This is a genomic window from Streptomyces sp. NPDC003691, assembly GCF_053981115.1.
Genome location: NZ_JBSFNQ010000024.1, coordinates 21,526 through 45,923 on the forward strand (window position 1 = coordinate 21,526; position 24,398 = coordinate 45,923).

General features: G+C 74.6%; 24 protein-coding genes. 8 read left to right on the forward strand and 16 right to left on the reverse strand.

Translation table 11 applies throughout. The features are described 5' to 3' along the window. Positions 1-60: 60 nt before the first annotated feature. The 7 genes from ACWDR0_RS14385 to rsmI form a co-directional block, all read right to left on the reverse strand. Positions 61-330: a hypothetical protein gene (locus tag ACWDR0_RS14385; RefSeq protein WP_456351979.1), complete on the reverse strand. Its 270-nt coding sequence runs from the start codon at positions 328-330 to the stop codon at positions 61-63. 339 nt (positions 331-669) lie between these two features. Then, positions 670-1,599, reverse strand: a complete 930-nt coding sequence (locus ACWDR0_RS14390) for a 4-(cytidine 5'-diphospho)-2-C-methyl-D-erythritol kinase (RefSeq protein ID WP_456351980.1) — start codon at positions 1,597-1,599, stop codon at positions 670-672. Positions 1,600-1,634: 35 nt separating this feature from the next. After that, a complete protein-coding gene (gene rsmA / locus ACWDR0_RS14395; RefSeq protein ID WP_456352040.1) occupies positions 1,635-2,480 on the reverse strand; it encodes a 16S rRNA (adenine(1518)-N(6)/adenine(1519)-N(6))-dimethyltransferase RsmA in 846 nt (281 codons plus the stop codon). A 272-nt stretch (positions 2,481-2,752) separates the two neighbouring features. Further along, positions 2,753-3,928 (reverse strand): ubiquitin-like domain-containing protein, encoded by a 1,176-nt coding sequence (locus ACWDR0_RS14400; RefSeq protein ID WP_456351981.1) that lies wholly within the window; start codon positions 3,926-3,928, stop codon positions 2,753-2,755. 149 nt (positions 3,929-4,077) lie between these two features. After that, the gene (locus ACWDR0_RS14405) at positions 4,078-4,950 is read right to left on the reverse strand and encodes a TatD family hydrolase (RefSeq protein WP_456351982.1); all 873 of its coding nucleotides are present in this window, start codon (positions 4,948-4,950) and stop codon (positions 4,078-4,080) included. Between the two features lie 273 nt (positions 4,951-5,223). Next, on the reverse strand, positions 5,224-5,676 hold the full coding sequence (locus ACWDR0_RS14410) for a hypothetical protein (protein ID WP_456351983.1): 453 nt from the start codon (positions 5,674-5,676) through the stop codon (positions 5,224-5,226). A 212-nt stretch (positions 5,677-5,888) separates the two neighbouring features. Further along, positions 5,889-6,770: a 16S rRNA (cytidine(1402)-2'-O)-methyltransferase gene (rsmI, locus tag ACWDR0_RS14415; protein ID WP_456351984.1), complete on the reverse strand. Its 882-nt coding sequence runs from the start codon at positions 6,768-6,770 to the stop codon at positions 5,889-5,891. Between the two features lie 286 nt (positions 6,771-7,056). Here rsmI and ACWDR0_RS14420 point away from each other — a divergent pair, with 286 nt between their 5' ends. The 3 genes from ACWDR0_RS14420 to ACWDR0_RS14430 all read left to right on the forward strand — a co-directional run bounded on the left by ACWDR0_RS14420 (position 7,057) and on the right by ACWDR0_RS14430 (position 11,284). Further along, the gene (locus ACWDR0_RS14420) at positions 7,057-8,784 is read left to right on the forward strand and encodes a dolichyl-phosphate-mannose--protein mannosyltransferase (RefSeq protein ID WP_456351985.1); all 1,728 of its coding nucleotides are present in this window, start codon (positions 7,057-7,059) and stop codon (positions 8,782-8,784) included. 185 nt (positions 8,785-8,969) lie between these two features. Then, a complete protein-coding gene (locus tag ACWDR0_RS14425) occupies positions 8,970-10,601 on the forward strand; it encodes a penicillin-binding transpeptidase domain-containing protein (RefSeq protein ID WP_456351986.1) in 1,632 nt (543 codons plus the stop codon). Positions 10,602-10,768: 167 nt separating this feature from the next. Next, positions 10,769-11,284 (forward strand): YbaK/EbsC family protein, encoded by a 516-nt coding sequence (locus ACWDR0_RS14430; protein WP_456351987.1) that lies wholly within the window; start codon positions 10,769-10,771, stop codon positions 11,282-11,284. A 25-nt stretch (positions 11,285-11,309) separates the two neighbouring features. Here the strand turns inward: ACWDR0_RS14430 and ACWDR0_RS14435 are convergent, their stop codons facing one another. Both ACWDR0_RS14435 and ACWDR0_RS14440 read right to left on the reverse strand, forming a co-directional pair. Further along, entirely contained in the window at positions 11,310-12,113 is an 804-nt protein-coding gene (locus ACWDR0_RS14435; RefSeq protein WP_456352041.1) for an ABC transporter permease, read from the reverse strand. Positions 12,114-12,226: 113 nt separating this feature from the next. After that, positions 12,227-13,246, reverse strand: coding sequence for an ABC transporter ATP-binding protein (locus ACWDR0_RS14440; RefSeq protein ID WP_456351988.1), 1,020 nt, complete (start codon positions 13,244-13,246; stop codon positions 12,227-12,229). 209 nt (positions 13,247-13,455) lie between these two features. Here ACWDR0_RS14440 and ACWDR0_RS14445 point away from each other — a divergent pair, with 209 nt between their 5' ends. Continuing rightward, on the forward strand, positions 13,456-14,418 hold the full coding sequence (locus tag ACWDR0_RS14445; RefSeq protein WP_456351989.1) for a MarR family transcriptional regulator: 963 nt from the start codon (positions 13,456-13,458) through the stop codon (positions 14,416-14,418). Between the two features lie 256 nt (positions 14,419-14,674). Then, positions 14,675-15,805, forward strand: coding sequence for a DUF5954 family protein (locus ACWDR0_RS14450; RefSeq protein WP_456351990.1), 1,131 nt, complete (start codon positions 14,675-14,677; stop codon positions 15,803-15,805). Here the strand turns inward: ACWDR0_RS14450 and ACWDR0_RS14455 are convergent. Beyond that, positions 15,790-16,002: a hypothetical protein gene (locus ACWDR0_RS14455; RefSeq protein ID WP_456351991.1), complete on the reverse strand. Its 213-nt coding sequence runs from the start codon at positions 16,000-16,002 to the stop codon at positions 15,790-15,792. The two genes, ACWDR0_RS14450 and ACWDR0_RS14455, sit on opposite strands and share 16 nt — an antisense overlap. A gap of 85 nt (positions 16,003-16,087) precedes the next feature. Next, on the reverse strand, positions 16,088-17,056 hold the full coding sequence (locus tag ACWDR0_RS14460) for an alpha/beta hydrolase (RefSeq protein WP_456351992.1): 969 nt from the start codon (positions 17,054-17,056) through the stop codon (positions 16,088-16,090). Between the two features lie 245 nt (positions 17,057-17,301). On the opposite strand from ACWDR0_RS14460, the gene ACWDR0_RS14465 reads away from it, so the two are divergent. From ACWDR0_RS14465 to ACWDR0_RS14475, 3 genes are all read left to right on the forward strand, one after another. Further along, a complete protein-coding gene (locus ACWDR0_RS14465) occupies positions 17,302-18,192 on the forward strand; it encodes a DUF4190 domain-containing protein (RefSeq protein ID WP_456351993.1) in 891 nt (296 codons plus the stop codon). Between the two features lie 174 nt (positions 18,193-18,366). Continuing rightward, positions 18,367-19,383: a GlxA family transcriptional regulator gene (locus ACWDR0_RS14470; protein WP_456351994.1), complete on the forward strand. Its 1,017-nt coding sequence runs from the start codon at positions 18,367-18,369 to the stop codon at positions 19,381-19,383. Between the two features lie 117 nt (positions 19,384-19,500). After that, positions 19,501-20,106: an isochorismatase family protein gene (locus tag ACWDR0_RS14475; protein ID WP_456351995.1), complete on the forward strand. Its 606-nt coding sequence runs from the start codon at positions 19,501-19,503 to the stop codon at positions 20,104-20,106. A 36-nt stretch (positions 20,107-20,142) separates the two neighbouring features. Here the strand turns inward: ACWDR0_RS14475 and ACWDR0_RS14480 are convergent, their stop codons facing one another. From ACWDR0_RS14480 to cbiQ, 5 genes are all read right to left on the reverse strand, one after another. Continuing rightward, the gene (locus tag ACWDR0_RS14480; RefSeq protein WP_456351996.1) at positions 20,143-20,619 is read right to left on the reverse strand and encodes a DUF5680 domain-containing protein; all 477 of its coding nucleotides are present in this window, start codon (positions 20,617-20,619) and stop codon (positions 20,143-20,145) included. Positions 20,620-20,657: 38 nt separating this feature from the next. After that, positions 20,658-21,437, reverse strand: coding sequence for an SDR family NAD(P)-dependent oxidoreductase (locus tag ACWDR0_RS14485; protein ID WP_456351997.1), 780 nt, complete (start codon positions 21,435-21,437; stop codon positions 20,658-20,660). Next, positions 21,434-22,738, reverse strand: coding sequence for a serine hydrolase domain-containing protein (locus ACWDR0_RS14490; protein ID WP_456351998.1), 1,305 nt, complete (start codon positions 22,736-22,738; stop codon positions 21,434-21,436). The genes ACWDR0_RS14485 and ACWDR0_RS14490 overlap by 4 nt, the downstream gene beginning before the upstream one ends. A gap of 75 nt (positions 22,739-22,813) precedes the next feature. Continuing rightward, the gene (locus tag ACWDR0_RS14495; protein WP_456351999.1) at positions 22,814-23,623 is read right to left on the reverse strand and encodes an energy-coupling factor ABC transporter ATP-binding protein; all 810 of its coding nucleotides are present in this window, start codon (positions 23,621-23,623) and stop codon (positions 22,814-22,816) included. Further along, on the reverse strand, positions 23,620-24,396 hold the full coding sequence (cbiQ, locus tag ACWDR0_RS14500) for a cobalt ECF transporter T component CbiQ (protein ID WP_456352000.1): 777 nt from the start codon (positions 24,394-24,396) through the stop codon (positions 23,620-23,622). The genes ACWDR0_RS14495 and cbiQ overlap by 4 nt, the downstream gene beginning before the upstream one ends. Positions 24,397-24,398: the final 2 nt, after the last annotated feature.

Consider the following 24,398-nt stretch of genomic DNA (forward strand, 5'->3'; position numbering starts at 1 on the left):
GGACATGCGGAGGGGCCCCAGCGGCCGGGACGGCCGGTGGAGCCCCTCCTGTGCCCAGGGTCAGCGGGTGCCCGCGACGCCCTCGAAGCCGCCGCCGGAGTCGACGTCCGTGGCCCAGCCGAAGCCGAAGCCCGAGGCGTAGGAGTGCGGCGTCTCCGCGAAGCCGAACCACTCGCCCGCGGCGAAGATGTTGTGCGGGTCGCCGGAGGCGACGTACTGCCCGCCGCCGCCCGCGGTCACGGGCTCGTGCGCCTGCGCGGGAGCCGCGACGGCGGCCAGGGCCAGCGCGGCACCGGCGGTCACCAGTGCCTTGCCCAGGATGCTCTTCATGGGTTCCTCTCCGAGCCCGGTCATCGGAACGGGGCTCGGGCCCAATCGACCACGGGGCAGCAGGTGGTGACGGCACCACACACCGGGCGCGCCGCGCCGATCACCCGAAAAGATTCCGGCGGCGTACGGCCCATGGACGCACGCATGTCCGGAGGGTCGACCGGGCGGGGCGGGCGCGGGCGGCGCGTCCGGGGAGGCGTGGGCGGCGCGTGCCCGGCAGCGCGAGGGCGCGGGCAGCGGCGCGGGCAGGGCGGCCCGGGGGTACGGGCAGGGCGGCTCGGGGGTACGGGCGGGTCCGGTGAAGGGCCGTCCGGGAGGCCGGCCGGGCCCGCCCCCGGGTCAGACGACGGTCGCCCCCGGCGCGGGGGACGACGCGGCACGGGCCGTACGGCAGGTTCCGGAGGCCCGCAGGGCGGCGGCGACGGAGGCCGCCGTGTCAGCGTCCTTCACCAGGAACGCGGTCGTCGGCCCCGAGCCGGAGACAATGGCGGCGAGCGCCCCCGCCGCCAGGCCCGTGTCGAGGGTTCCGCGCAGATCCGGGCGGAGGGAGAGCGCGGCGGGCTGGAGGTCGTTGGCGAGCGCGGCGGCCAGCGCGGGGGCGTCGCCCGAGCGCAGGGCGGCCAGCAGTTCCGGGGTGGCCTCGGGGACCGGGACGTCCGTGCCCTCGGTGAGCCGGTCGAACTCGCCGTACACCGCCGGGGTCGACAGTCCGCCTTCGGCGAGGGCGAACACCCAGTGGAAGGTGCCACCGGTGTCGAGGGGGGTGAGCTTCTCGCCGCGGCCGGTGCCCAGCGCGGCACCGCCGACCAGGCTGAACGGGACGTCGGAGCCCAGTTCGGCGCAGATGTCGAGGAGTTCGGCGCGGGTGGAGTCCAGCCCCCAGAGCGTGTCGCAGGCGAGCAGCGCGGCGGCTCCGTCGGCGCTGCCGCCCGCCATACCGCCCGCGACGGGGATGTCCTTGGCGATATGGAGGTGGACGGCGGGCTCGATGCCGTGGCGCGCGGCGAGCAGCAGCGCGGCGCGGGCGGCGAGATTGCTGTGGTCCAGCGGCACCTGGTCGGCGCCGGGGCCCTCGCAGGTGACGGTGAGGGTGTCGGCGGGGTGGGCGGTGACCTCGTCGAAGAGGGAGACGGCGAGGAAGACATTGGCCAGGTCGTGGAAGCCGTCGGGGCGGGCGGCGCCGACCGCGAGCCGGACGTTGACCTTGGCGGGGACGCGTACGGTGACGGCTCCGGCGGGCGCCGTACGGGCCTCAGGGGCGGGGCTCACGAGGTCACGGGACTCGGTACGCGGCTCGGGGGCGGTCACGCGGTCACCCCCGCGGGCTTCGCCTCGGCGATCCGGGCGAACTCCTCGACCGTCAGGGCCTCCCCGCGGGCCTGCGGCGAGATCCCGGCGGCGACCAGCGCCTGCTCGGCGAGGACCGGGGAGCCCGCCCAGGAGGCGAGGGCCGCGCGCAGGGTCTTGCGGCGCTGGGCGAAGGCCGCGTCGACGACGGCGAAGACCTCGCGCTTCGTCGCGGTCGTCTTCGGGGGCTCCCGGCGGACCAGGGAGACCAGCCCGGAGTCGACGTTGGGCGCGGGCCAGAAGACGTTCCGGCCGATGGACCCGGCGCGCTTGACGTCGGCGTACCAGTTCGCCTTGACGGAGGGAACCCCGTACACCTTGTTCCCCGGCTCGGCGGCGAGCCGGTCCGCGACCTCGGCCTGCACCATGACGAGGGTCCGCTCGATGCTGGGGAAGCGGTCGAGCATATGCAGCAGTACGGGTACGGCGACGTTGTACGGGAGGTTGGCGACGAGCGCGGTGGGCGGCGGCCCCGGCAGCTCCTCCACCAGCATGGCGTCGGAGTGCACCAGCGAGAACCGGGGCGCCCGCTCCGGCAGCCGGGCCAGGATCGTGGCGGGCAGCGCGGCCGCCAGGACATCGTCGATCTCCACGGCGACGACCTGCTCCGCGGCCTCCAGCAGCGCCAGGGTGAGCGAGCCGAGCCCGGGGCCCACCTCGACGACGGTGTCGTCGGGCCGGACGCCCGCGGTGCGGACGATCCGGCGGACGGTGTTCGCGTCGATGACGAAGTTTTGGCCGCGCTGCTTGGTGGGCCGTACGCCGAGCGCGGCCGCCAGTTCACGGATGTCGGCGGGCCCCAGAAGGGAGTCGGTCCCCCCGGCCGCCCCCGCCGCGCCGGACCCGCCGGACCCGTCGCCGGTGCGGTCGTCGCTGCCGTCGGTGCGGTCGGTGCGGTCGGTGCGGTCGGTGCTGTGGGGGGCCTCGGGCTCAGTGCTGCTCACCGCTACAGCCTAAGCCTCCGCGCTCCCCCGCCCGTCCCGCCGGACCTCGGGCGGGGCGGGGCGGCACCCTCGGACCTCGGCGACCCGGATCCCCGAGCCGCAGAGGCCGCCGTCGCGGCGACGAGCGCGGACTACAGCCGGCGGCCGCAGTGCGGCCAGGGCGCCGCGCCGCGCTGGACGTAGAGCTTCTTGGCGCGGAAGGTCTGCTCGGACGCCGGGGCGTCCTGGGGGCGGCCGGTGCCGCCCAGGGAGCGCCAGGTGGGGACGTCGAACTGGTACAGGCCGCCGTAGGTGCCCGAGGGGTCCACCGCGGCCGGGCGGCCGCCGGACTCGCAGTGGGCGAGCGCGGCCCAGTTCAGGCCGTCGGCACCGGCGACCGACCGGGGCAGGGGGCGGGTGCCGTAGCGGATCCGCTGGGTGACCGGCCGCCGGACCAGCTCTTCGGCGACCTTCCGCGGCCGTTCGCGGACGCCGTTCACCGTCCGCAGGACATAGGTCACCCGGCGGGTGCCGGTGCGGCCCTGCCGGACCACGGTCTCCGTGCCCGCGAAGGCCCCGGGGTCCGCCGAGCGGACAGTGCGGTACGGGACGGGTTCCTCCCGCACCTGCCGGGAGCCGGTGATCCGCAGGACCGTGATCGTCTGCCCGTCGCGCGGGAAGGCGTCGAGCGGTACGGACGCGGTGTCCTCGCCGGTCAGCGCGATGCCCGCCTCCGCCAGCGCCTGGGCGACGGTCGCCGCGTTCGTCCGCAGGGTGCGGGCCCGGCCGTCGGCCAGGACGGTCACCGCACGTTCGGTGCGGACATCGAGGGCGAGCCCGGAGCGGGTGATCCCGGCGGACCGGGACGCCGACAGATACGCGCCCTCGGCACGGACGCCGAGCTGCCGCAGCGCGTCCTCCACGGTGTCGGCGGTGGTCCAGATCGTGCGGCGGCTGCCGTCGAGGGTGAGGGCCAGCGGGCGGCCGTACCGGACGATCACCTCGTCGCCGTCGGCCAGCGGGGCCGCCGGGCCGGGCGCCACGATGTCGTGCGCGCCGACCGCCACCCCCTCGGCGCCGAGGAGCTGCCCGACATCGGCGGCGAAGGTGTGCAGGGTGCGCGGAACCCCGTCGACCGTGAGCCGGACGGCCTTGTCGCTGACCAGGAAGGCGGAGGTGCCGCCCGCGAGGAAGACCACCACCAGGGCCTGCGGCAGCAGCTTCCGCAGCACCTCGGAACCGGCGGGCAGACCGCCCGCCGCCCGTGCCCGCCTGCGCCGCCGGTCCCGGGCGGGGCCGTTCCCGCGGGTGCTCTCTTCGCTGCTCACGACGTGCTCCGTCCGACGCCCGCTCTGTGGTGCGCCGGGACGCTAGCCGAGCCGCGATCACTCTCCAAAGCCATCCGGTCACGACGTGTTGCGGGTCGGGGGCGCGCTACCCCCGTACGGGCTACGGAGCGTTATCGCGCCGTGATCCTTCAGTAGCCGAAGGCCGCCGCCGTATTGGCCGCCACGGCCGCGGCCAGCACGTCCTCGTCCAGCCCCGTCACCTCTGCCATCGCCCGCAGCGTGACCGGAATGAGATACGGAGCGTTAGGCCGTCCGCGGTACGGCGCGGGCGTCAGGAACGGCGCGTCGGTCTCGACGAGCACCAGTTCGCGCGGGGCGACGGCAAGGGCCTCGCGCAGCGGCCGGGCGTTCTTGAAGGTGACGTTGCCCGCGAACGACATGTAGTAGCCGGCCTCGGCGCACACCTTCGCCATCTCCGCGTCGCCGGAGTAGCAGTGGAAGACCGTGCGCTCCGGCGCGCCCTCCTCGGCGAGGACCCGCAGGACGTCCGCGTGGGCGTCGCGGTCGTGGATGACCAGCGCCTTGCCGTGGCGTTTGGCGATCTCGATATGGGCGCGGAAGGACCGCTCCTGGGCGGCGACGCCCTCCTCGCCGGTGCGGAAGTAGTCGAGGCCGGTCTCGCCGACGGCCTTCACGTGCGGCAGGGCCGCGAGCGCGTCGATCTCGGCGAGCGCCGCGTCGAGGGCGGCGTCGCCGCCGGGCGGCCGTACGGAGCCCCGGGGCCCGCCGTTCCCGGGGTCGCCGAGGACGATCCTCGGGGCCTCGTTGGGGTGCAGCGCCACGGCCGCGTGGACCGCTTCGTGGGCGGCGGCGGTGCGGGCGGCCCAGCGGGACCCCTCGATATCGCAGCCGACCTGGACCACCGTGGTCACCCCCACGGCCGCCGCCCGGGCCAGCGCCTCCTCGACGGTTCCCTCCTGCATGTCGAGGTGGGTGTGCGAGTCGGCGACGGGGACCCGGAGCGGCTCGGGCAGGGGCGGCGGGGCGGACTTCGAACTCATGGACGCGATCCTACGGACCGGGCGGCCTCCGGCCCGGGCGGGGACGGGACAGGGCGGCGGGGCCCGGGGGCCTGCGGGGCGGTGGCCTCGGCGCCCCGGGCCCCGGGGACCAGGGCTCTGCGGGGCCGGGACGGCGGGCCGGCCCCGCAGGGAACCCCCGGGCGGGCGGCCCGGGCGGGAGGCGGTGCCGACCACCGGGGCCGGTGCCGCAACGGACACCCGCGCCGGGGGCCCACGGCCCCGGAAGGGTCGCGGCGCCCCGGCACGGGGGGTTCAGCGGTTGCGGTGCTGGAAGGGGTGGAGCAGGTCCGACAGATGCCAGTGGTGGCGCGGTTCGCCCGGCGGGTCCGCGGGCGGCGGCACCGCGGCCTCCGGGTCCCGGACCGGCTCCAGCCGGTAGTCGGCGGCTCCGATCGGACCGGCGATCGGCACCGGCCGCTCCTCGACGATCCGGCCCGGCCGGCCCGCCCTGGCCACCCGGTCCAGCACGGACGAAACCTGGCCCGCGCGCATGATCCTGACGACGTGCCCCCCGCAGTTCTCGCAGGTGGGACTGGACAGCGGGGACGGCACCCGGATGCCGTCCGCCCGGTAGACCACGTACTCCCGCCCCTCCGCGTCGAGGTGGTGTTCGATCTCGTACGCCTGTTCCCAGCCGTGCCCGCAGCGCATGCACGCGAAGGCATAGGCCTCGTGAACCCTGGCCGCACCGGTGATCTCACTCATGCCAGCTCCTCTCCACTGATCCAGTGGACGCCCATTCCGGCGGGAGCGCATCAGCGCCTGTAGAAAGATGGTGCGGACTTGGGACTTCCCATGCCCGGGAGCCCCCGGACGAGGTCCGCACTTTGCCCTTCCAGGCTAGTCCTTTACCGACCTTGCGGACCGGTCCGCAGGACGGGCCGGGGACCCACGCGGAGCCGGTCGGCCGGAGCCGGTCAGCGGCTCTCGTTCTTCGCCGCCACCACCGCGTCGAACACCTCGCGCTTCGGCAGCCCGGCTTCCGCGGCCACCGCGGCGATCGCCTCCTTGCGCCGCTCCCCCGCCTCCTCGCGGGCCCGGACCCGGGCGACCAGCTCGGCGGGGGTGAGGTCGCCGGGCCCGGGGGCCGGGGCGCCCTCGACGACCACGGTGATCTCACCGCGTACGCCGTCCGCCGCCCAGGCCGCCAGCTCGGCCAGGCCACCGCGCCTGACCTCCTCGTACGTCTTGGTCAGCTCCCGGCAGACCGCGGCCCGCCGCCCGGCGCCGAAGACCTCGGCCATCGCGGCGAGGGTCTCCTCGATACGGTGGGTGGCCTCGAAGTAGACCATGGTCCGGCGTTCCTGCTCGTTCTCCCGGAGCCGGGCGAGCCGCTCGCCCGCCTTGCGCGGCAGGAAGCCCTCGAAGCAGAACCGGTCGACCGGCAGCCCGGAGAGTGCGAGCGCGGTCAGTACGGCGGACGGGCCGGGGACCGCGGTGACCCTGATGTCCGCGGCGACGGCGGCCGCGACGAGCCGGTAGCCCGGGTCCGAGACCGACGGCATCCCGGCGTCGGTCACCAGCAGCACCCGGGCACCGCCCGCGAGCGCCTCGACCAGCTCCGGGGTGCGGGCCGCCTCGTTGCCCTCGAAGTAGGAGACGACCCGGCCGGCGGGCCGGACGTCGAGGGCCTGGGTGAGCCGGCGCAGCTTCCGGGTGTCCTCGGCGGCGACGATATCGGCGACGCGCAGTTCGGCGGCGAGGCGCGGCGGGGCGTCGTCGGGGTCGCCGATGGGCGTCCCGGCGAGTACGAGGGTTCCGGGGGTCGCTCCGGTGGCCGTTCCGGCGTTCTGAGTCACCCCGTCATTGTCCCGTGCTCCGGACCGGTGCCGCGCGGGGGTCGTACGGGAGGCCGGGCCCGCCCCGGACCGGTGCCGCGCGGGGGTCGACCCGGGGGCCGTACCGGAAGGCCGGGCCCGCCCCGGGCCGGAGCCGTCCGCCCGCCGCTTTCCTCCCGGTTCCTGCCCGCTCTCCCGCCGCTCCGACGGGCTTCCCGCCGCCTCCGGCCCGGTTCCCGCGCGGAACACGGCCACCGACCGCCCCGGCGCGGACCGCGGCCCCGGCCGATGTCCCTACGATGGCGCGGTGACCAGTACCGCGCCTCCTCCCCTCCAGCGCGGGGCCGATGACCCGCCGCCCCCCGCCGCCTGGCCCGCGCGTCTGCGGCGCTTCGGATACGCGCCGCGGGCGGTGACCGGACTGCGCGAACGGCTCGTCCCGCCGTACGCCCGGCCGTCCGGGAAGCTCTGGCCGGTGCTCGGTATCCCCCCGCACCGCGTCGAACCGCTGCTGCGGATCTCCGCCTGGGCGGGCCCGCTGCTGGTCGCGCTGTTCGCCGGGGTCATCCGGTTCTGGAACCTGGGCAAACCGCATGCGGTGATATTCGACGAGACGTACTACGCCAAGGACTCCTGGGCGCTGGTCAACCAGGGCTACGAGGGCCAGTGGCCCAAGAAGGTCGACGAGCGGATCCTCCAGGACCCGTCGGCCGTGGCGATCCCCGCCGATCCGGGGTACGTGGTCCACCCCCCGGTCGGCAAGTGGGTCATCGGCCTGGGCGAGAAGATGTTCGGCTTCGAGCCGTTCGGCTGGCGCTTCATGGTGGCCCTGCTCGGCACCCTCTCGGTGCTGATGATCTGCCGCATCGGCCGGCGGCTCTTCCGCTCCACCTTCCTGGGCTGTGTGGCGGGGCTGCTGCTGGCGGTGGACGGGCTGCACTTCGTGATGAGCCGTACCGCCCTGCTCGACCTGGTGCTGATGTTCTTCGTGGTCGCGGCCTTCGGCTGTCTGCTGATCGACCGGGACCGGGCCAGGGCAAGGCTGGCCGCCGCCCTGCCGGTGGACGACGAGGGGGTGCTGCGGCCGGACGCGGGGATCGCGGAGACCCTGCGGCTCGGCGCCCGCCCCTGGCGGATCGCGGCGGGCGTGATGCTGGGCCTGGCCGCCGGAACCAAGTGGAACGGTCTGTACATCCTGGCCGCCTTCGGACTGCTGACCGTGCTGTGGGACGTGGGCGCGCGCCGCACGGCGGGCGCGGTACGGCCGTACGCGGCGGTGGCGCGGCGCGATCTGCTGCCCGCCTTCACGGCGACGGTCCCGGTCGCCGTCGTCACCTATCTCGTCTCCTGGTCCGGGTGGATCTTCACGGACCGGGGACACCTGCGGAACTGGGCCTCGACCGGTCCGGGCCGGGAGACCGCCTGGCCGTTCGTCCCGGACTGGCTGCGCAGTCTGTGGCACTACGAGGCCGAGGTGTACGAGTTCCATGTGAACCTCACCTCGGGCCATACGTACCAGTCCAACCCGTGGAGCTGGATCGTGATGGGCCGCCCGGTCTCGTACTACTACAAGGATCCGAAGCCGGGCACCGGCGGCTGTCCGGCGGACACCACGGGCAACTGCGCCTCCGAGGTGCTGGCCCTCGGCACCCCCCTGCTGTGGTGGGCCGGGTGCGCCGCGATCGTCTATCTGCTGTGGCGCTGGCTGTTCCGGCGCGACTGGCGGGCGGGTGCGATCGCCTGCGCCATCGCGGCGGGCTGGGTGCCGTGGTTCTTCTACCAGGAGCGGACGATCTTCGTCTTCTACGCGGTGGTCTTCGTGCCGTTCCTCTGTCTGGCGGTCGCGATGATGGTCGGGGCGATCCTGGGGCCACGGGGGTCGAGCGAATCACGGCGGGCGGCGGGCGCGATCGGCGCCGGTGTCCTGGTGCTGCTGATCGTCTGGAACTTCATCTACTTCCACCCCCTCTACACGGGTGCGGTCATTCCGATGAGCGAATGGCAGGACCGGATGTGGCTGGACACCTGGGTGTAGCGGCACCTGGGTGAAGACGGTCCTCCCGGCACCGGCCGCCCGGCGGTGATTCGTCCCGGTCGGGTAACGGAACCGGGGTTCCGCCGCCGGTCCGGCCTACTGTCGGTGGGCGCCCGGCGGCCGCGAACGGCGGTCCGCGGGCGCGGGCACAAGCCGCAGGACAGGAAATGGGGAGGGCGCTGGGCATGCGCAGCGGAGCGAAGGTCGCCGTCGTCGGAGTGGTGTTCACGGTGGTGGCCGGAGGGGTCGCGTACGGGGGCTACCGGCTCTACGACGGACTGCAGGACGGCGGCGGGACCGACCTGTCGGTGACGAAGAAGACCGGCCCGCCGAGCGCCGAGGAGACCGAGCGGACGGCCCGGGACTTCCTCGCCGCCTGGGCGAAGGGCGAGTCGGAGACCGCCGCGGCCCTGACGGACGAGGCGGGCGAGGCCAGGATCCTGATATCCGGCTTCCGCTCGGAGGCGAAGGTGTCGGCCGCCGAGATCGTGCCGGGGCCGGCCACCGGCCCGGTGGTGCCGTTCACCGTGACGGCGACCGTGACGCACGAGGGCGTGAGCAAACCGCTGACGTACCGCTCGCAGCTGACCGTGGTACGCGGCGCGACCTCGGGCAGGGCGCTGGTGGACTGGCAGCCTTCGGTCCTCCATCCGCAGCTCACCAAGGGCGCCAAACTGGTCACCGGCCCCGCGGACAATCCGCCGATCACCGCCGTGGACCGCAAGGGCCGGGAGCTGCCCAAGGCGGCGTACCCGTCGCTCGCGGTCCTGCTGGACGCGCTGCGGGAGCGGTACGGCGCGGCCGCGGGCGGTACGGCGGGGGTGGAGCTGGTGGTGGAGTCCGCGGGAGCGGGGGTACCGGACCGGACGCTGCTCGCCCTCACCGAGGGGAAGCCGGGCAAGCTGAAGACCACCCTCGACGCCGGGGTGCAGGCCGCCGCGGAGAAGGCGGTGAAGGGGCACGCCAAGGCCTCGGTGGTGGCGATCCAGTCCTCGACGGGCGAGATCCGGGCGGTCGCCAACACCCCCGCGGAGGGCTTCAACACGGCGCTGATGGGCGCCCAGGCCCCCGGGTCGACGATGAAGATCGTGACGGCGGCGATGATGCTGGAGCACGGGCTGGTGACCGGCCCGGACAGCAAGGTGGAGTGCCCGAAGACCGTGCAGTGGGACGGCCGGACCTTCGAGAACCTCAAGCAGTTCTCGGTGCCGGACGCCACCTTCCGGCAGGCGTTCGCCCGCTCCTGCAACACCACGTTCATCAAGGCGATCAAACCGCTGACCGACAAGGGCGTCGCGGGCGACGCGCTGGGCGAGACGGCCCGCAAGTACTTCGCCCTCGGGCTGGACTGGAAGACCGGGGCACCCACCCACGACGGCAAGGTGCCGCAGTCGAGCGGGACGGAGACCGCCGCCTCGTACATCGGGCAGGGCCGCATCACCATGAACGCACTGAACATGGCGTCCGTGGCGGCGACGGTGAAGAACGGCGCCTTCAAGCAGCCGACGTTCATCGCGGACCGGCCGGACAGGTCGGACTTCGCCACCGCGGATCCCCTGCCCCCGGCGATGGCGGACACCCTGCGCGCCCTGATGCGGGCGGACGCGAGCGGTGGTTCGGGAAAGCAGGCGATGGCGCCGGTCGGCGGCGACAAGGGGTCGAAGACCGGTTCGGCGGAGGTGGCCGGGCAGGCGCAGAGCAACTCGTGGTTCACCGGATTCGCCGGTGATCTGTCGGCGGCGGCCGTCGTCCAGTCGGGCGGCCGGGGCGGCGCGGCGGCGGGCCCGGTGGTGGCGGCGGTCCTGAACGCGCGCTGAGCGGGGACACCGGGCGCCCGGCCGGGCGCAGGGGCGGGCGCCCGGGGCCGGATCGCGTAGGGGCCGGATCGCGTCGGGGGTGCGCCGGGGCCGGGGCGGCGAACCGGGCCCGCGGAGGGCGTATTCGGGTCGCCGCCCGCCCGGCGGCGTCGGTACCGTCCCGGGGCATGAGCACTCATGACAGCACCGCGCCCCGTCCCGGATCCGCCTCCGAAGCCCACCCCCGTTTCGCCGCCGCCCTCACGGAGCTGGGGCTCGACGTCCCGGTACGCCGCTTCCCGGAGGCGACCCGGACGGCCGCCGAGGCGGCCGCCGCCCTGGGCTGCGATGTGAGCGAGATCGTCAAGTCGCTGATCTTCGCGGCGGACGGGGAGCCGGTCCTGGTGCTGATGGACGGGGCCTCCCGGGTCGATGTGGAGCGGGTACGGGCGGAGCTGGGTGCCGGTGCCGTGAAGCGCGCCGACGCCGATCTGGTCCGGGCGGCGACGGGTTACGCCATCGGCGGGGTGCCGCCCTTCGGCCATCTGACCCGCACGCGGGTCCTGGCCGACCGCGGACTGCTCGCCCACGAGGTGGTGTGGGCGGCGGCCGGGACCCCGCACACCGTCTTCCCGCTGGACCCCGGGACGCTCGTGAAGCACGCGGGCGCCACCATTGCCGACGTCCGGGAGCGCACGGACTAACCCCCGCGGTGGTGGCGGCCCGGCGTCAGACGCTGCGGCGCAGGGCACGGTCCCGGCGGGCGGCCAGGCCCGAGCCCGACTCGCGCCGGGCCGTGCGGCGCAGTACGGCCGGTGCCAGCAGCAGGCCCAGGGCCGCCCAGAGACCCAGCACCCCGGCCGCCTCCCAGAGCCGCCAGGAGCCGTCGATCTCGGCGGCCGCCGCCGTATCGGGCAGGAACACCGAGCGCATCGCGAGGCCCAGCCAGTAGACCGGGGTGGCCTGGGCGAGCCACTGGAGCCAGTCGGGCAGAGCGGTGACCGGGTGGAAGATCCCCGAGATCGCGATCATGCCGAGGACGGGGAGCTGGACCAGGCCCTGGGCGCGGGCGGAGCCCGCCAGCGAACCCAGGATCGCACCGGCCGGGAGGGTCGCCAGCATGCCGAGGAGCAGCGCCCAGAGCAGGGTCAGCCGGTCGCCGGTGCCGTCCACCGCCAGTCCGTCCACCAGCAGCAGCCCGGGGATCAGCAGGATCGCCAGATCGGCGAGGAGGCCGCCGCCCACCGAGACGACCTTGCCGGTGAAGAAGCCGCGGAGTCCGTACGGGGTGGCGCGGGCCCGCAGCAGGGTGCCGTCCTCCCGGTCGGCCGTGAGGATCTGGCTCATGGTCACCATCCCCATGGCGATGTTCATGCCCAGGATGCCCGGCAGGGCGAAGGTGCCGAAGGGGATTCCCTCCGTGCCGAATTCGCGGTCCCGCAGGAAGAACAGGACGGTCAGCAGGAGGACCGGCCAGAGGAAGTGCGAGACCAGGTCGGCGCCGTTGGTGAAGGACTGCCGGAGTTCGGTCAGTCCGCGCCGCCATCCGGCGCGGAAAGCGGCGCGGCCGGGCGCCCCGGCCGCGCCCGGGGGCCGGGGTGCCCCGGGGGCGGGCGCCGGACGGCCGGGGGCGGGCGGCGGGGGGATCACCGCCTGCTCCCCGGGCAGCGGCGGGCGCGCTCGGGGCGCCGCGCGTTCTCCGCGGGCCGGGCGGCCTCCCCACCGCGGGTCCCGTCCCCGCCGGGCCCCGCGGACGGTGCGGCCTCGCCGCCGCGGAGGAGACCCGCGTAGGTGTCCGCCAGGGACGCCCGGCGGATCTCCAGCCGGGTGATCCCCTCGCCGTGGCGGCGGAACAGTTCCCGGGCGAAGGCGGTGGAGTCGTCGGTGGTGGCGCGGTGTCCGCGGCCGCCCGCCGTCCACCGCACCTCGTCCCCGGGGGCGTACCGGCCGGCGAGTTCGGCGGCGGTCCCGTCGGCGACGATCAGGCCCCCGGCCAGGACCAGGATGCGGTCGGCGAGGCGTTCCGCCTCGTCGAGGTCGTGGGTGGTGAGCAGGACGGTGGTGGCGTCCTCGGCGGCCAGCCGCCGCACCAGGGCGTGGAAGGCGGCCCGGGCCTCGGGGTCGAAGCCGGTGGTGGGTTCGTCGAGGAAGAGGACCTCGGGCCGGCCGACGAGGCCGACGGCGACGTCGAGCCGGCGGCGCCGGCCGCCGGAGAGGGTTCGGATCTTCCGGCCGGCGTCCCCGGTGAGGCCGACGGCGGCGAGCAGATCGTCGGGGTCCCAGGGCCGGGGGGTGCCGGGCGACGCATAGGGCGCGTAGTACGAACCGAGATGGGCGAGCAGCTCCCGGACCCGCCATTTGCCGTGGTCGCGCCAGGACTGGAGGACGATTCCGGTCCTGGCGCGCCAGTTCTCGCCGCCGGTCGCGGGGTCGGTGCCGAGGACCTCGGCACGGCCTCCGGACCGGGCCCGGAAGCCTTCGAGGATCTCGACGGTGGTGGTCTTGCCCGCGCCGTTCGGGCCGAGGAGGGCGAGCACTTCGCCCCGGTGGGCCCGGAAGGTGACGCCGCGCAGCACCTCGTGGGTGGCGTACCGCATCCGCAGTCCTTCGACGTCGAGGACGACGGGCGGCCGGGCGGCAGGTTCCGGTTCGGGTCGGTCGTTCATTGCACTGCCCTTCTCTTCACAGTGCGCTGAAAGCTACGTTGCGTTCCGCCGCCGTCAACAGCTCACCGAGGCTCTTTCTCCCTCTGAAATAGGGTTTTTTGACGGTTTGTTGCAACGAGTCTGCCGGTGAACGCATCGGGGCGTCCCGGCTTCCGTTGCAATGGGCTGCGGGTGAACGCATACTGCCGCGGAAGGGGAAGGGGTGTCCGATGCCGGGAGGCAGACTGACCGGGGACGAGCGGCGGCTGATCGCCGGATGGCTGTCCGAGGGTCTCGGGTACGCGGAGGCGGCCCGGCGGCTCGGGCGGCCGACGTCCACGGTGAGCCGGGAGGTGGCCCGTAACGGCGGGCCGGGCGCCTATCGCGCGGACCATGCGCACCGGGCCACGGCCTGGCGGGCCCGCCGCTCCGGCGGCCGTACGGCGGGCCCGGCCGCGTCCGCGCCCCCGGAGGACGGCGAACCGGCGGAAACCCGTGCCTTCTGGGCCGAGTTCGCGGCGGCCATGGCGGCGACCGGGCTGCCCCGGATGGCCTCCCGGGTGCTGACCGAGCTGTTCACCACCGACGCCGGGAGCCTGACGTCGGCCGAGCTGGTGCGGCGGCTGCGCGTCAGCCCCGCTTCGGTCTCCAAGGCCGTCGGCTGTCTGGAGGAGCTGGGCACGATCCGGCGCGAACGGGACCGGGAGCCGGGGCGGCGGCGCGACCGCTATGTCATCGACGAGGACCTGTGGTTCTCGGCGTGGACCTCGGGCGCCGACTCCACCGCCCGCTGGGCGGAGACCGCCCTGCGCGGTGCCGGACTGCTCGGCACCGGCACTCCCGCGGGCGCCCGGCTGCACCAGACCGCGCTGTTCTTCGGCAGGCTCGCGGCCGATATGGACGGCGGGCCGGTCCCGGCCGCCGACGGCGACCGGGCCCTGACCGTCCTGGCGGCCCTGGCCGAAGCGGGCGTCCCGTGCACCACCGCCGCCCTGGCGGCGGCCCTCGGCTGGCCGCGGGAGCGGGTCGCGGGGGCCGTGGCCACGGCCGTACAACATCCGGAGCTGACCGATCCGCTGGCGCTGTGCGAAACCGCGCCGGACACCTGGACGGTGGCGGCCCGGCCCGGCCGGCTGACCCCGGCACAGCGCGCGGCACTGGCCGAGGCGGGGACGGGCGGCGGGGCTCCGTAGGCGGGGCGGGCGGCGGGGCGGGAGCCGGGACTACGCAGGCGGGGGCGAGCGGCGGTACGGGCGTTGGTCCGGGCGCCGGTACGGTCTCCGGGGCGTCGCGGCCGGGGCGGGCGCCGCAACGGGCGTTCGAACGCACGGCCGTTCCCCGCCCGGGGACTGGGCGGGCGTTCGAAGGGAGCCCGTACAGCCCGTACGCTTCAGGCCAGTTGACGTACGCTCCCCGTCCAACCGGGCCCGCCCCCACAACAATGTGCGCATGGCTGATGACTGGAAGCGACGGATCGACCGGCTGCACGAGAATCTGGTGAAGCGCGACGACCCGGCGGCCTGGGTGACCGAGGCCGACGCCGTCGAGGCCTCGTACCGCTATCCCGATCTCCTGGTGCGCGGACCGGTGTTCGGGCTCGCCGCGCAGAACACCGGCGACGGCGGACACGGCGGCCACTGCGGTGAGCGAACACCGGGCGTCCCCGGCCATGGACCCGGCGGGACCGCGGGCCACGACGCGCGCGGCCCCTGGCGGGACGGCGGCGAGAACGGTGCCTGGAGAGTGCTGCGGCCCGTGGTCAGCGGCTCCCCGCAGGAAGCCAGGGACAGCCTCAACTCCTTCCTCTGGTTCCGGGCCAAGGACGAGACCGACGACCCCCGGGTGCGCCGCCGGCTCCTCGACGCCGTCACCCTGCTGGAGAACGAGCCCGTCAACGAGGTCGAGGTACCCGGCTGCCGCTACCGGGTGGTGCGGGCCGACGAGTTCGCCCGCCGCGGCGAGGAGGGAATGGAGCCGCCCCGCCCCACCGACCCCGAGCCGGGCAACGACCACTCCTGGGAGCGCGGCCGCAGCCGGGAGTGGCCCGAGGTCGGCCAGGACATCGACCCGGACCGGGAGGAGGGGCTGATGGCGGGCGCCATGAAACTCGGCCTGCGGTCCTTCTCGTACAGCGGGCCGCTCTTCCCCGACCATGTCAGCCGGGACTCCGAACTGGCCGTCGAGCGCTACCCCGATATCGCCCTGCTGCCGGTCGGGTTCAGCCTGGCCGAGCTGGCGGACGGGGACTGGACGCCCCGGGGAGCACTGCTGCCGTCGCCGCACGACGCCCGGCGCGCCCTGTTCGACGGGATGAACGAGTTCTGGCCCATGATCTACCGGTTCGACGCGGCACAGCGGGCGGCGCACGCCCTGGCGGCCGCGGAGTTCAAGGCGGCGGGACGGGCGGACGAGGCCCGGGTCGGGGACTCCCTCTACCGGATCTGCCGTATCGAGCGGGTGATCCGCTGCGGTCCGGACGGACCGGAGCCGCCGCGGCCCTCCGACCTCGACAGCTGGGGGCCGATGAAACTGCACCCCACGATGGACGACGACGGCACGCTCCACTACGAGGAGGACTGAGGGAGCGGGGCGGCGGCGGGCGGCGGGCCGTAGGTGAACGCCATCCGCTCGGCGAAGCCCGGCTCCCGGCGGGTACGGCAGCCGGTGCAGTACCAGCTCCACTGATCGGGCCGGCCCGGTACGGCGGCCGTGGTGTCCTTCCACAGCCACGGGCGCGCCGGGCAGACGGGGCACCTCGGGGGGTCAAGTCCGGCCATGGCGCGCAGCGTAGCCACGGCGGGGCGGCCGGAGCGGCCGCCGTTGACCCGTCCGGGTGAGGGGCCCGGGGGCGCCGGAGGGCGCTCAGGCGGCGAGATGCTCCCGGAAGAAGCCGGCCAGCCGGGCGACGGCCGGGGTGACGTACTCGTCCCGGTCGTAGAGGTCGATATGGGTGGCGCCCTCGACCTCGAACAGTTCCTTGGGCCCGGTGGCCCGGTCGACCGCCTCGCGGCTGAAGTACGCCGTGTCGGCCTCCGTCCCGGCGACCATCAGCAGCGGCCGGGGCGCGATCAGCCGGATCAGGTCGTACGAGGAGTACTGGGCGATCCGGTCGACGCTGCGCGCCAGGTACCGGTTGGGCGAGTGGGGGTGCCCGGCGCGCGGGGTGCGGTAGTACTCACGGCCCTCCTGGTAGAGGACCGGCCATCCCGCCGCCTCCTCGGCGGTCTCCGGGACGATGGGCTCCAGGCGGGGGGCCGCCCCGCGGGCCTCGGCGTTCCGGTCCTCGGCGGCCCGGGCCAGCATCCCGCGGATGACGCTCTCGTCCTGCCCGCCGCCGAGGCCGTCCCGGAAGAGGGAGCCGATGTCGGCGGCGCTGACGGTGGCGACCGCCTTGATCCGCGTATCGGTCTGGGCGGCGAAGGGGACGTAGCCGCCGGAGGCGCAGATCCCGAGGGCGCCGATCCGCTCCGGGTCGATGTCCTCCCGCCCGGCCAGGAAGGTCACGGCGGCGCGGACGTCCTCGGCACGGACGAAGGGGTCCTCCAGCAGACGCGGCTCGCCTTCGCTCTCGCCCTGGTGGGAGGCGTCGAAGGCGAGGGCGGCGAAGCCCTCCCGGGCGAGGCGCTCGGCGTACAGACCGGCGGTCTGCTCCTTCACGCCGCCGAAGGGATGGGCCACGACGACGGCGGGGAGGTCTCCGGCCCGGTGGTCTCCGCCGGACAGGTCTCCGCCGGGGAGATAGAGGTGTCCGGCGAGCTTCAGCCCGTTGCCGACGAAAGCGACATCGGTCTTTACGGGGGTGTTCATGGTGGTGTTCACGGGGGTGTTCATCGGGTCTCCCTGCGAGTGCGGGGCGGAGCGCTGCTCCGCCGCGGTCCCCTTCACCGTCACACCCCCGCCGGGCGGGGAAAAGCGGCGGAATCGTTCCTGGTAAAGAGCCTTACCCCCCACCGGAACCGTCCCGCTCTCCCCGCTCGCCCCTTGCCCACCCGCTGCGGAAAATCCCTAAGGAAACGGTAAAAAGCGCTGGTAAGGTCGAATGTTCGACACGTTCGACACGTCTTCGAGGACCCCGTATGACCATGCCCCCGCCGCCGCCCGGCGAGCAGCAGCCCGGCGCCGAGCAGCCCCCCGCACCCGCGGTCCCCCCGCCGTGGGCGCAGGCCCCGCCGCAGTGGCACCCCCCGCACCCCGGAACGGGCGGGGAGAGCCGTAACGCCGTCGGGGTCACCGCCATGGTCCTCGGCATCATCGGGCTCGTCCTCTGTCTGGCCGTCATCCTGTTCTGGCTGTCCTGGCTGCCGTCCCTGGCGGCCCTGGTGCTGGGCATCATCGGACTGAGCTTCGTCCGCTCGGGCCGGGCGAACAACCGGGGCATGGCCCTGGCCGGAGTGATCACGGGCACGGTCGGCCTGGTGATAGCCCTGATCACCGCCGCGGTCACCGTGCTGCTGGTGAAGGAGTCCCACGACGAGGACCGGGCCGCGGAGCGGAAGGCCGAGGCGTCCGCCTCCGCCGAGGCCCGGCAGGACCAGCAGGAACGCGAGGAGGCGGCCGCGACCGCCGCGGCCCGGGAGCTGTCCTTCGGCGAGCCCTTCCTCTTCGAGAACGGTCTGAAGGTCACGGTCCACAAGCCGAAGAAGTTCACTCCGGACGCGTTCGCCAACGGCCATGCCAAGGGCAACAAGGCGATCGAGCTGGTCATCACCGTCCACAACACCACCAAGGCGCGGATCCCGGTCGAAACGGGCCTGCCCGAGGTCACCGACGCCACCGGTACCGCCGTGGAGCTGCTGATCGACGGCAGCGGCCGCCAGAAGATCCTCCTCGGCCGGGTCCCGCCCGGCGAACAGGCCGTCGGCCGCTACGCCTTCTCCGTCCCGCCCGCGGCGGCCCACGAGATCGAGGTCTCGTTCAGCCCGGACGCCGGAAGCTGGGACGACGCGTACTGGACCGGGCCGGCCTGACCGGTTACCCGCTACGGCCAGGGCCCGGGGTGGGGATCCGGCAGTGGCCCCGGACCGGCCGGGCTCCCCGGACACCGGGGCGCGGAGGCCGTCGGCCGGCCTCCGCGCCCCGGTGTCCGGATCTGACAGAACGCCGTCATTGCGGCCGTCCGGTCCGCGGCCGACGATGGACGCATGCCCGAGATCAGTCACCGCGTCGTGATCGCGGTCTTCCCCGGCGTCGACCTGCTCGATGTCACGGGGCCGGCCGAGGTCTTCTCCCTCGCCCGCCGCGCGTCCCGGGGGCGCGCCCGGTACGAGGTGCGGCTGGCCGGTCCCGGGCAGGGCGGCGAGACGGTGACGACCTCCGCCGGGGTACGGATCGTCACCGACGCCGGATTCGGTGACATCGGGTCCGCCGTCGACACCCTCCTGGTGCCCGGGGCCGTGGACGACGAGCCGGGCGGTGGGCTGCGGCCCAGGGTGGACCCGGAGATCGTGGCGTGGATCCGGGAGACCGCGCCGTACGCCCGCCGGATCGCTTCCGTCTGTGTCGGTGCCCATCTGCTCGCCGCCGCCGGACTGCTGGACGGACTGACCGCGACCACGCACTGGTCCACCGCGGCCCGGCTCGCCGCGGACCACCCCGAGGTCACCGTCGACCCCGATCCGATCTTCATCCGCTCGGGGCGGGTGTGGACCGGCGCCGGCATCAGCACCTGTCTGGACCTCGCCCTGGCCCTGGTCGCCGAGGACCACGGTGAGGAACTGGCCCTGGACATCGCCCGGCAGCTCGTCGTCTATCTCAAACGGCAGGGCGGGCAGAGCCAGTTCAGCGTGCCGATCAGCAGGCCGGCCGCCGGGCGGCGGGACATCGACGAGCTGTGCCGCCATATCGCGGACCACCTCGACGCCGACCTCTCGGCGGCCGCGCTGGCCGCACGCATGTGTCTGAGCGAGCGGCACTTCGCCCGGGTCTTCGGCCGGGAGACCGGGACCACCCCGGCCGCCTATGTGGAGGCGCTGCGCGTCGAGACCGCCCGCAGGCTGCTGGAGACCACCGACCGGCCGCTGGAGCAGATCGCGCTGGCGACCGGCCTCCGCTCGGTGGAGACCCTGCACCGCGCCTTCCGGCGGCGGATCTCCACCGGCCCGGCGGCCTACCGGCGGCGTTTCCGCACCGCGAGGACCACCGGTTCCGCCGTGCTCTGAGCCGCCCGTCCGTCATCGGTCACCACCGCCGCACCATCACGCCGTCATACCGCCAACCCGCCATACCGGCATACCGGCATACCGGCATACCGGCATACCGCCATGAGGAGCTCAGCCATGCCCGTTTCGCCCACCCTGCGCCAGATTTTCGGTGTCGACGAGAGCCTTCCGCGGCTCGCCGACGCAACCCTCGTACTGATCGACGTCCAGCACACCTACCGCACCGGAGTCCTCGCTCTGGAGGGTGCCGAGGAGGCCCTCACCGCCCTGGCCGAACTGCTCGCCGCCGCACGGGCCGCGGGCGCGCACGTGGTGCACGTCGTCCAGGACGGCGGCCCGGGCTCCCCGTACGACCTCGGCGGCGAGAGCGGGGCCATCTGCCCCGAGGTCGCCCCGCGCGACGGGGAGCCGGTGGTGGTCAAGCAGCGCCCCGACTCCTTCCACGAGACGGAGCTGGAGAAGGTGTTGCGCGGTCTGGATGCGGGTCCCGAGCTGGTACTCGCCGGTTTCATGACCCATATGTGTGTCGCGTTCACCGCCCAGGGCGCCGCCCACCACGGCTACCGGCCCACCGTCGTCGCCGAGGCCACCGCCACCCGTGCCCTCGCCGCCCCCGACGGGACCCCCCTGTCCGCTGCCGCCCTCCAGACGGCGGCACTGACCACCATCGGCGATCTGTACGGACGGGTGGTCCCGCGGGTGGCGGACCTGACCCGCGGCTGACCGGGCCCGGCGGGCGGCGCCCCGGGCCGTCCGCCGTCAGTCCAGGATCCGGCCCCCGTGGTAGCGCAGCTCGTACGCCCGTATCCCCGAGGGCGTCGTGATGTGCTCCACCCCCCGGAACCGGGTGACGTCCCCCGTCGACTCGTCCGTGTAGGTCAGTCCGTCGACCGTGTACCGGAAGCCGCCGAGGAACCGGCCCTCCCGATAGAGCGCGGAGAGGGCCGCGGTGACGACGCGGCCCGCCACCGCGGCGTCGATGCCGCCGCCCAGGACGTATCCGTAGTAGTTCATGCCCCACAGCGGGCGGCCTTGCAGATGGACCGTCTCCTGGCCCAGGAAATCGGTGCCGCCGAAATAGCTGTCGCGGTAGACCAGCTCGCCCTCCCGGTACTCCAGATCGTGCGACGCGACACGGACGGAGGGCACTTTGCCGCCGCCGCCCGCGTACGTCGCCGCCTTCGCCCGGACCACGAAGGACTCCAGCTCACCGGGTTCGATATGTGTCGCGCTCATACGGCCAGTTGTAGCCGGACGGTCCGACAATCGAGAGGCTAGCCTTCCGTTTCCGCCGTGATCTCGGCGAACATCCGGTTCACCGCGAGCAGTCCGCCGTCCACCCGCAGCACCGTCCCGGTGATCCAGGACGCGTCCCGCGAGGCCAGGAACGCCACCGCCGCCGCGATGTCGTCCGGTTCGCCGACCCGGCCCAGGGGGTAGGCGCGGCTGCCGAGGGCGGAGAGGGCCGCCTCGCGGCCGTCCCAGTTGGGGGTGCGGATCGTACCGGGGTTGACCTGGTTGACCCGGACGCCGCGCGGGGCGACATCGCCCGCCAGGGTCCGGGTCAGTGAGGCCAGGCCCGCCTTGGCGGCGCTGTAGGCGTGGTTGCCGAAGTCCGCCTCGGCGTTCACGGAGCCGATGTTGACGATCGCGCCGCGGCCGTCGGCCTCCGCCAGCCGGGGCAGGGCGGCCCGGGCGCAGCGGACCGCGCCCATCAGGGTGATGTCGAGGTCGAGCCGCCAGGTGGTGTCCGGTTCGTCCTCGAAGGCGTCCCGGTCCGGGGTGCAGGCGAAGGCGTTGTTGACCAGGACGTCGAGCCGGCCGAAGGTGTCGGCGGCGAAGGCGACCGCGGCGTCCGCCTGGGCCTGGTCGGCGACGTCGCACACCAGATGGGCCGCGCCCGGTATCCCGGCGGCCGTTTTCTCCACCGCCGGTCCGTCGATGTCGGTGAGCAGGACGCGTGCGCCCTCGTCCGCGAGCCTGCGGGCGGTCGCCGCGCCGATGCCGCGGGCCGCGCCCGTGATCAGAACCCCGTATCCCTCGAAGCGTTTCATAGCGCCGAACGTACCGCGCGGATCAGCGCCTGAGCACGGGGATCTGCGGTGACTCCCCTGCGCAGCGCGTTGGTCACATAGCCGAAGGCGACCCCGGATTCGGGGTCGGCGAAGCCCAGGGAGCCGCCGCGCCCGGGGTGGCCGAAGGAGCCGGGGCCCAGCAGGGGGGCGGCCGGGCCGTGGAGCATGAAGCCGAGACCGAAGCGGGTGGGGACGACCAGGACCCGGTCCGGGCCCGCGGACTCCTCGGTCCGGGCCAGCGTCAGGGTCGCGGGGGCGAAGAGCCGCGGCCCGCCGTCGACCGCGCCGATCGTCGAGGCGTAGAACCGGGCCAGTGCGCGGGCGGTGGAGATCCCGCCGGACGCGGGCAGTTCGGCGGCCCGGTACGCAGGGTCGTTCTCGTCCGGCAGCGGGTCCACCACCCCGAAGGCGCGGCGGGTCAGCGAACCGGGGTCTCGGTAAGCCTCCGCCACCGACCGCTTGGGCCGCAGGGCGAGCCCGCCGCTGCGGACCGGCGGGGGCTCCTCCACCGGGCCGATCCGCCCCACCCGGTGGGCCTCCTCCGCGGGGAGACCGATCCAGAAGTCGAGGCCGAGGGGGCGGGCGATCTCCTCGGCGACCCAGCGGCCGATGCTGCGGCCGGTGACCCTGGGCACCAGTTCGGCCAGCAGCCAGCCGTAGGTCTGGGCGTGGTAGCCGTGGTCCGTGCCGGGCCGCCAGACGGGTGCCTGGGCGGCGAGGGCGGCCGGGCCGCTGCTGCCGTCGATGGCCTGCGCGGGGGTCAGCGGGCGGTCCAGGGCGGGGAGTCCGGCCCGGTGGGCGAGGAGATGGCGGACCAGGACCCGCTCCTTCCCGGCCGCCTTGAACTCGGGCCAGTAGGTGCCGACGGGGGCGTCCAGGTCGATCTGGCCGCGCTGGTGCAGCAGCAGGACGACGGCGGCCGCGACGCCCTTGGTGGCGGAGCGGACGATCTGCGCGGTGTCGACCGCCCACGGGGCGGCGGCCGCGGGGCCGTGGGCGCCGGATACCGGTGCCGGGGCGGAGCCGGGCCCTCCGGCACCCGTAACGCCGTCTGCGGCCACCGGAACCGGGCCCGTGCCCGGCCGGGTGCCCGGTCCCGGACCGCCGCCCGCGGCGGCGGCGTTCACATCCCGCGTACCGGCCCAGAGGTCGACCACCTTGTGGCCGTCCCGGTAGACCGCGACCGCCGCGCCCCGGTCGCCGCGCTGTTCGAAGTTGCGTACGAAGGCGTCCCGTACCGGCTCGAAGCCGTCCGCCACCGTGCCGCGTACGTCCGTCATGACCCCGCCCCTCCGCTTGCCCCTGACCTGCTCCCCTCCATGGTGCAACGCCGGGCGGCGGGGCGGACTTCCAGGTCAGTCGGGGCGGGCCCGGCCGGGACCGGCCGGCAGCGGTACGGCGGCGGCCGGGTCGAAGCCGTACGGCAGCTCCAGCCGGTGCGCTTGCAGCAGCGCGGTGTCCGACAGGAGTTCCCGGGTCGGCCCGTCGGCGGCGATCACCCCGTCGCCCAGCACCACCGAGCGCGGGCACAGTTCCAGGGCGTAGGGCAGGTCGTGGGTGACCATCAGCACCGTCGTGTCCAGCGACCGGAGCAGTTCGGCGAGTTCGCGGCGGGACGCCGGGTCGAGATTGGAGGAGGGCTCGTCGAGGACCAGGATCTCCGGCTCCATGACGAGGACGGTCGCCACCGCCACCCGCCGCCGCTGTCCGAAGGAGAGGTGGTGCGGGGGCCGTCCGGCGTGGTCCGCCATACCGACGCGGTCCAGCGCGGCGGTGACCCGGCGCTCCAGTTCGGGGCCGCGCAGCCCGGCGTTGGCCGGGCCGAAGGCGACGTCCTCCCGGACCGTCGGCATGAACAACTGGTCGTCGGGGTCCTGGAAGACGATGCCGACGCGCCGTCTGATCTCGGCGAGATGGCGGCCTTCGACGGGCAGTCCGCCGACGGTCACCGTGCCCGCGCCGCCGCCGAGGATGCCGTTGAGATGGAGGACGAGGGTGGTCTTCCCGGCGCCGTTGGGCCCGAGGAGGGCGACGCGTTCCCCGCGCCCGATGGTCAGATCGACGCCGAAGAGGGCCTGGTGGCCGTCGGGATAGGCGTAGGCGAGCCCGGCGACGCTCAGCGAGGGCGGCGGGGACGGGGACGGGGGCGGTACGGCGGAGGTCACAGGGGGCTCCCTCCCAGGAGGCGGACGGCGAGCGCGGCGGCGGGCAGAGCGGCGGCCCGGGTCCACTGGCCCCGGCCCGCCGCCGTGCCCTCGCCGAGTGCGGGCATGGTGCCCGTATAGCCCCGGCTGAGCATGGCGAGATGCACCCGCTCACCGCGTTCGTAGGTACGGATGAAGAGGGCTCCCGCGGTGCGGGCGAGCACGCCCCAGTGGCGGACGCCGCGCGCCTCGAAGCCGCGCGAGCGGCGGGCGACCGCCATCCGCCGGAGGTCGTCGGCGACCACATCGGTGTAACGGATCATGAAGGAGGCGATCTGAACCAGCAGCGGCGGCAGCCGGAGCCGTTCCAGGCCCAGCAGCAGGGCGCGGAGTTCGGTGGTGGCGGCGAGCAGGACGGACGCGGCGACGCCGAGGGTGGCCTTGGCCAGGAGGGTCCAGGCACCCCACAGCCCCGGTTCGCTGAGCGTCAGGCCGAGGAGGGTGGTGCGCTCCCCCGGGCCGGCGGGCACGGTGAACGGCAGCAGCAGCGCGAAGGCGACGAACGGCGTCTCCACGAGCAGCCGCTTGAGGACGGTCGCGGGCGGGATCCGGGCGGCCGCCGCGACGGCGGCCAGCAGGGCCGCGTACAGGACGAAGGCCCCGACCGCCCGGCCCGGGGTGGAGACGACGACCAGGACGAAGCAGAGGACGGCGACGAGTTTGCAGTGCGCGGGCAGGGCGTGGACGGGTGAGCTGCGGGGGACGTACAGCCGGTGGCCGTGGCCCGCGCCCATAC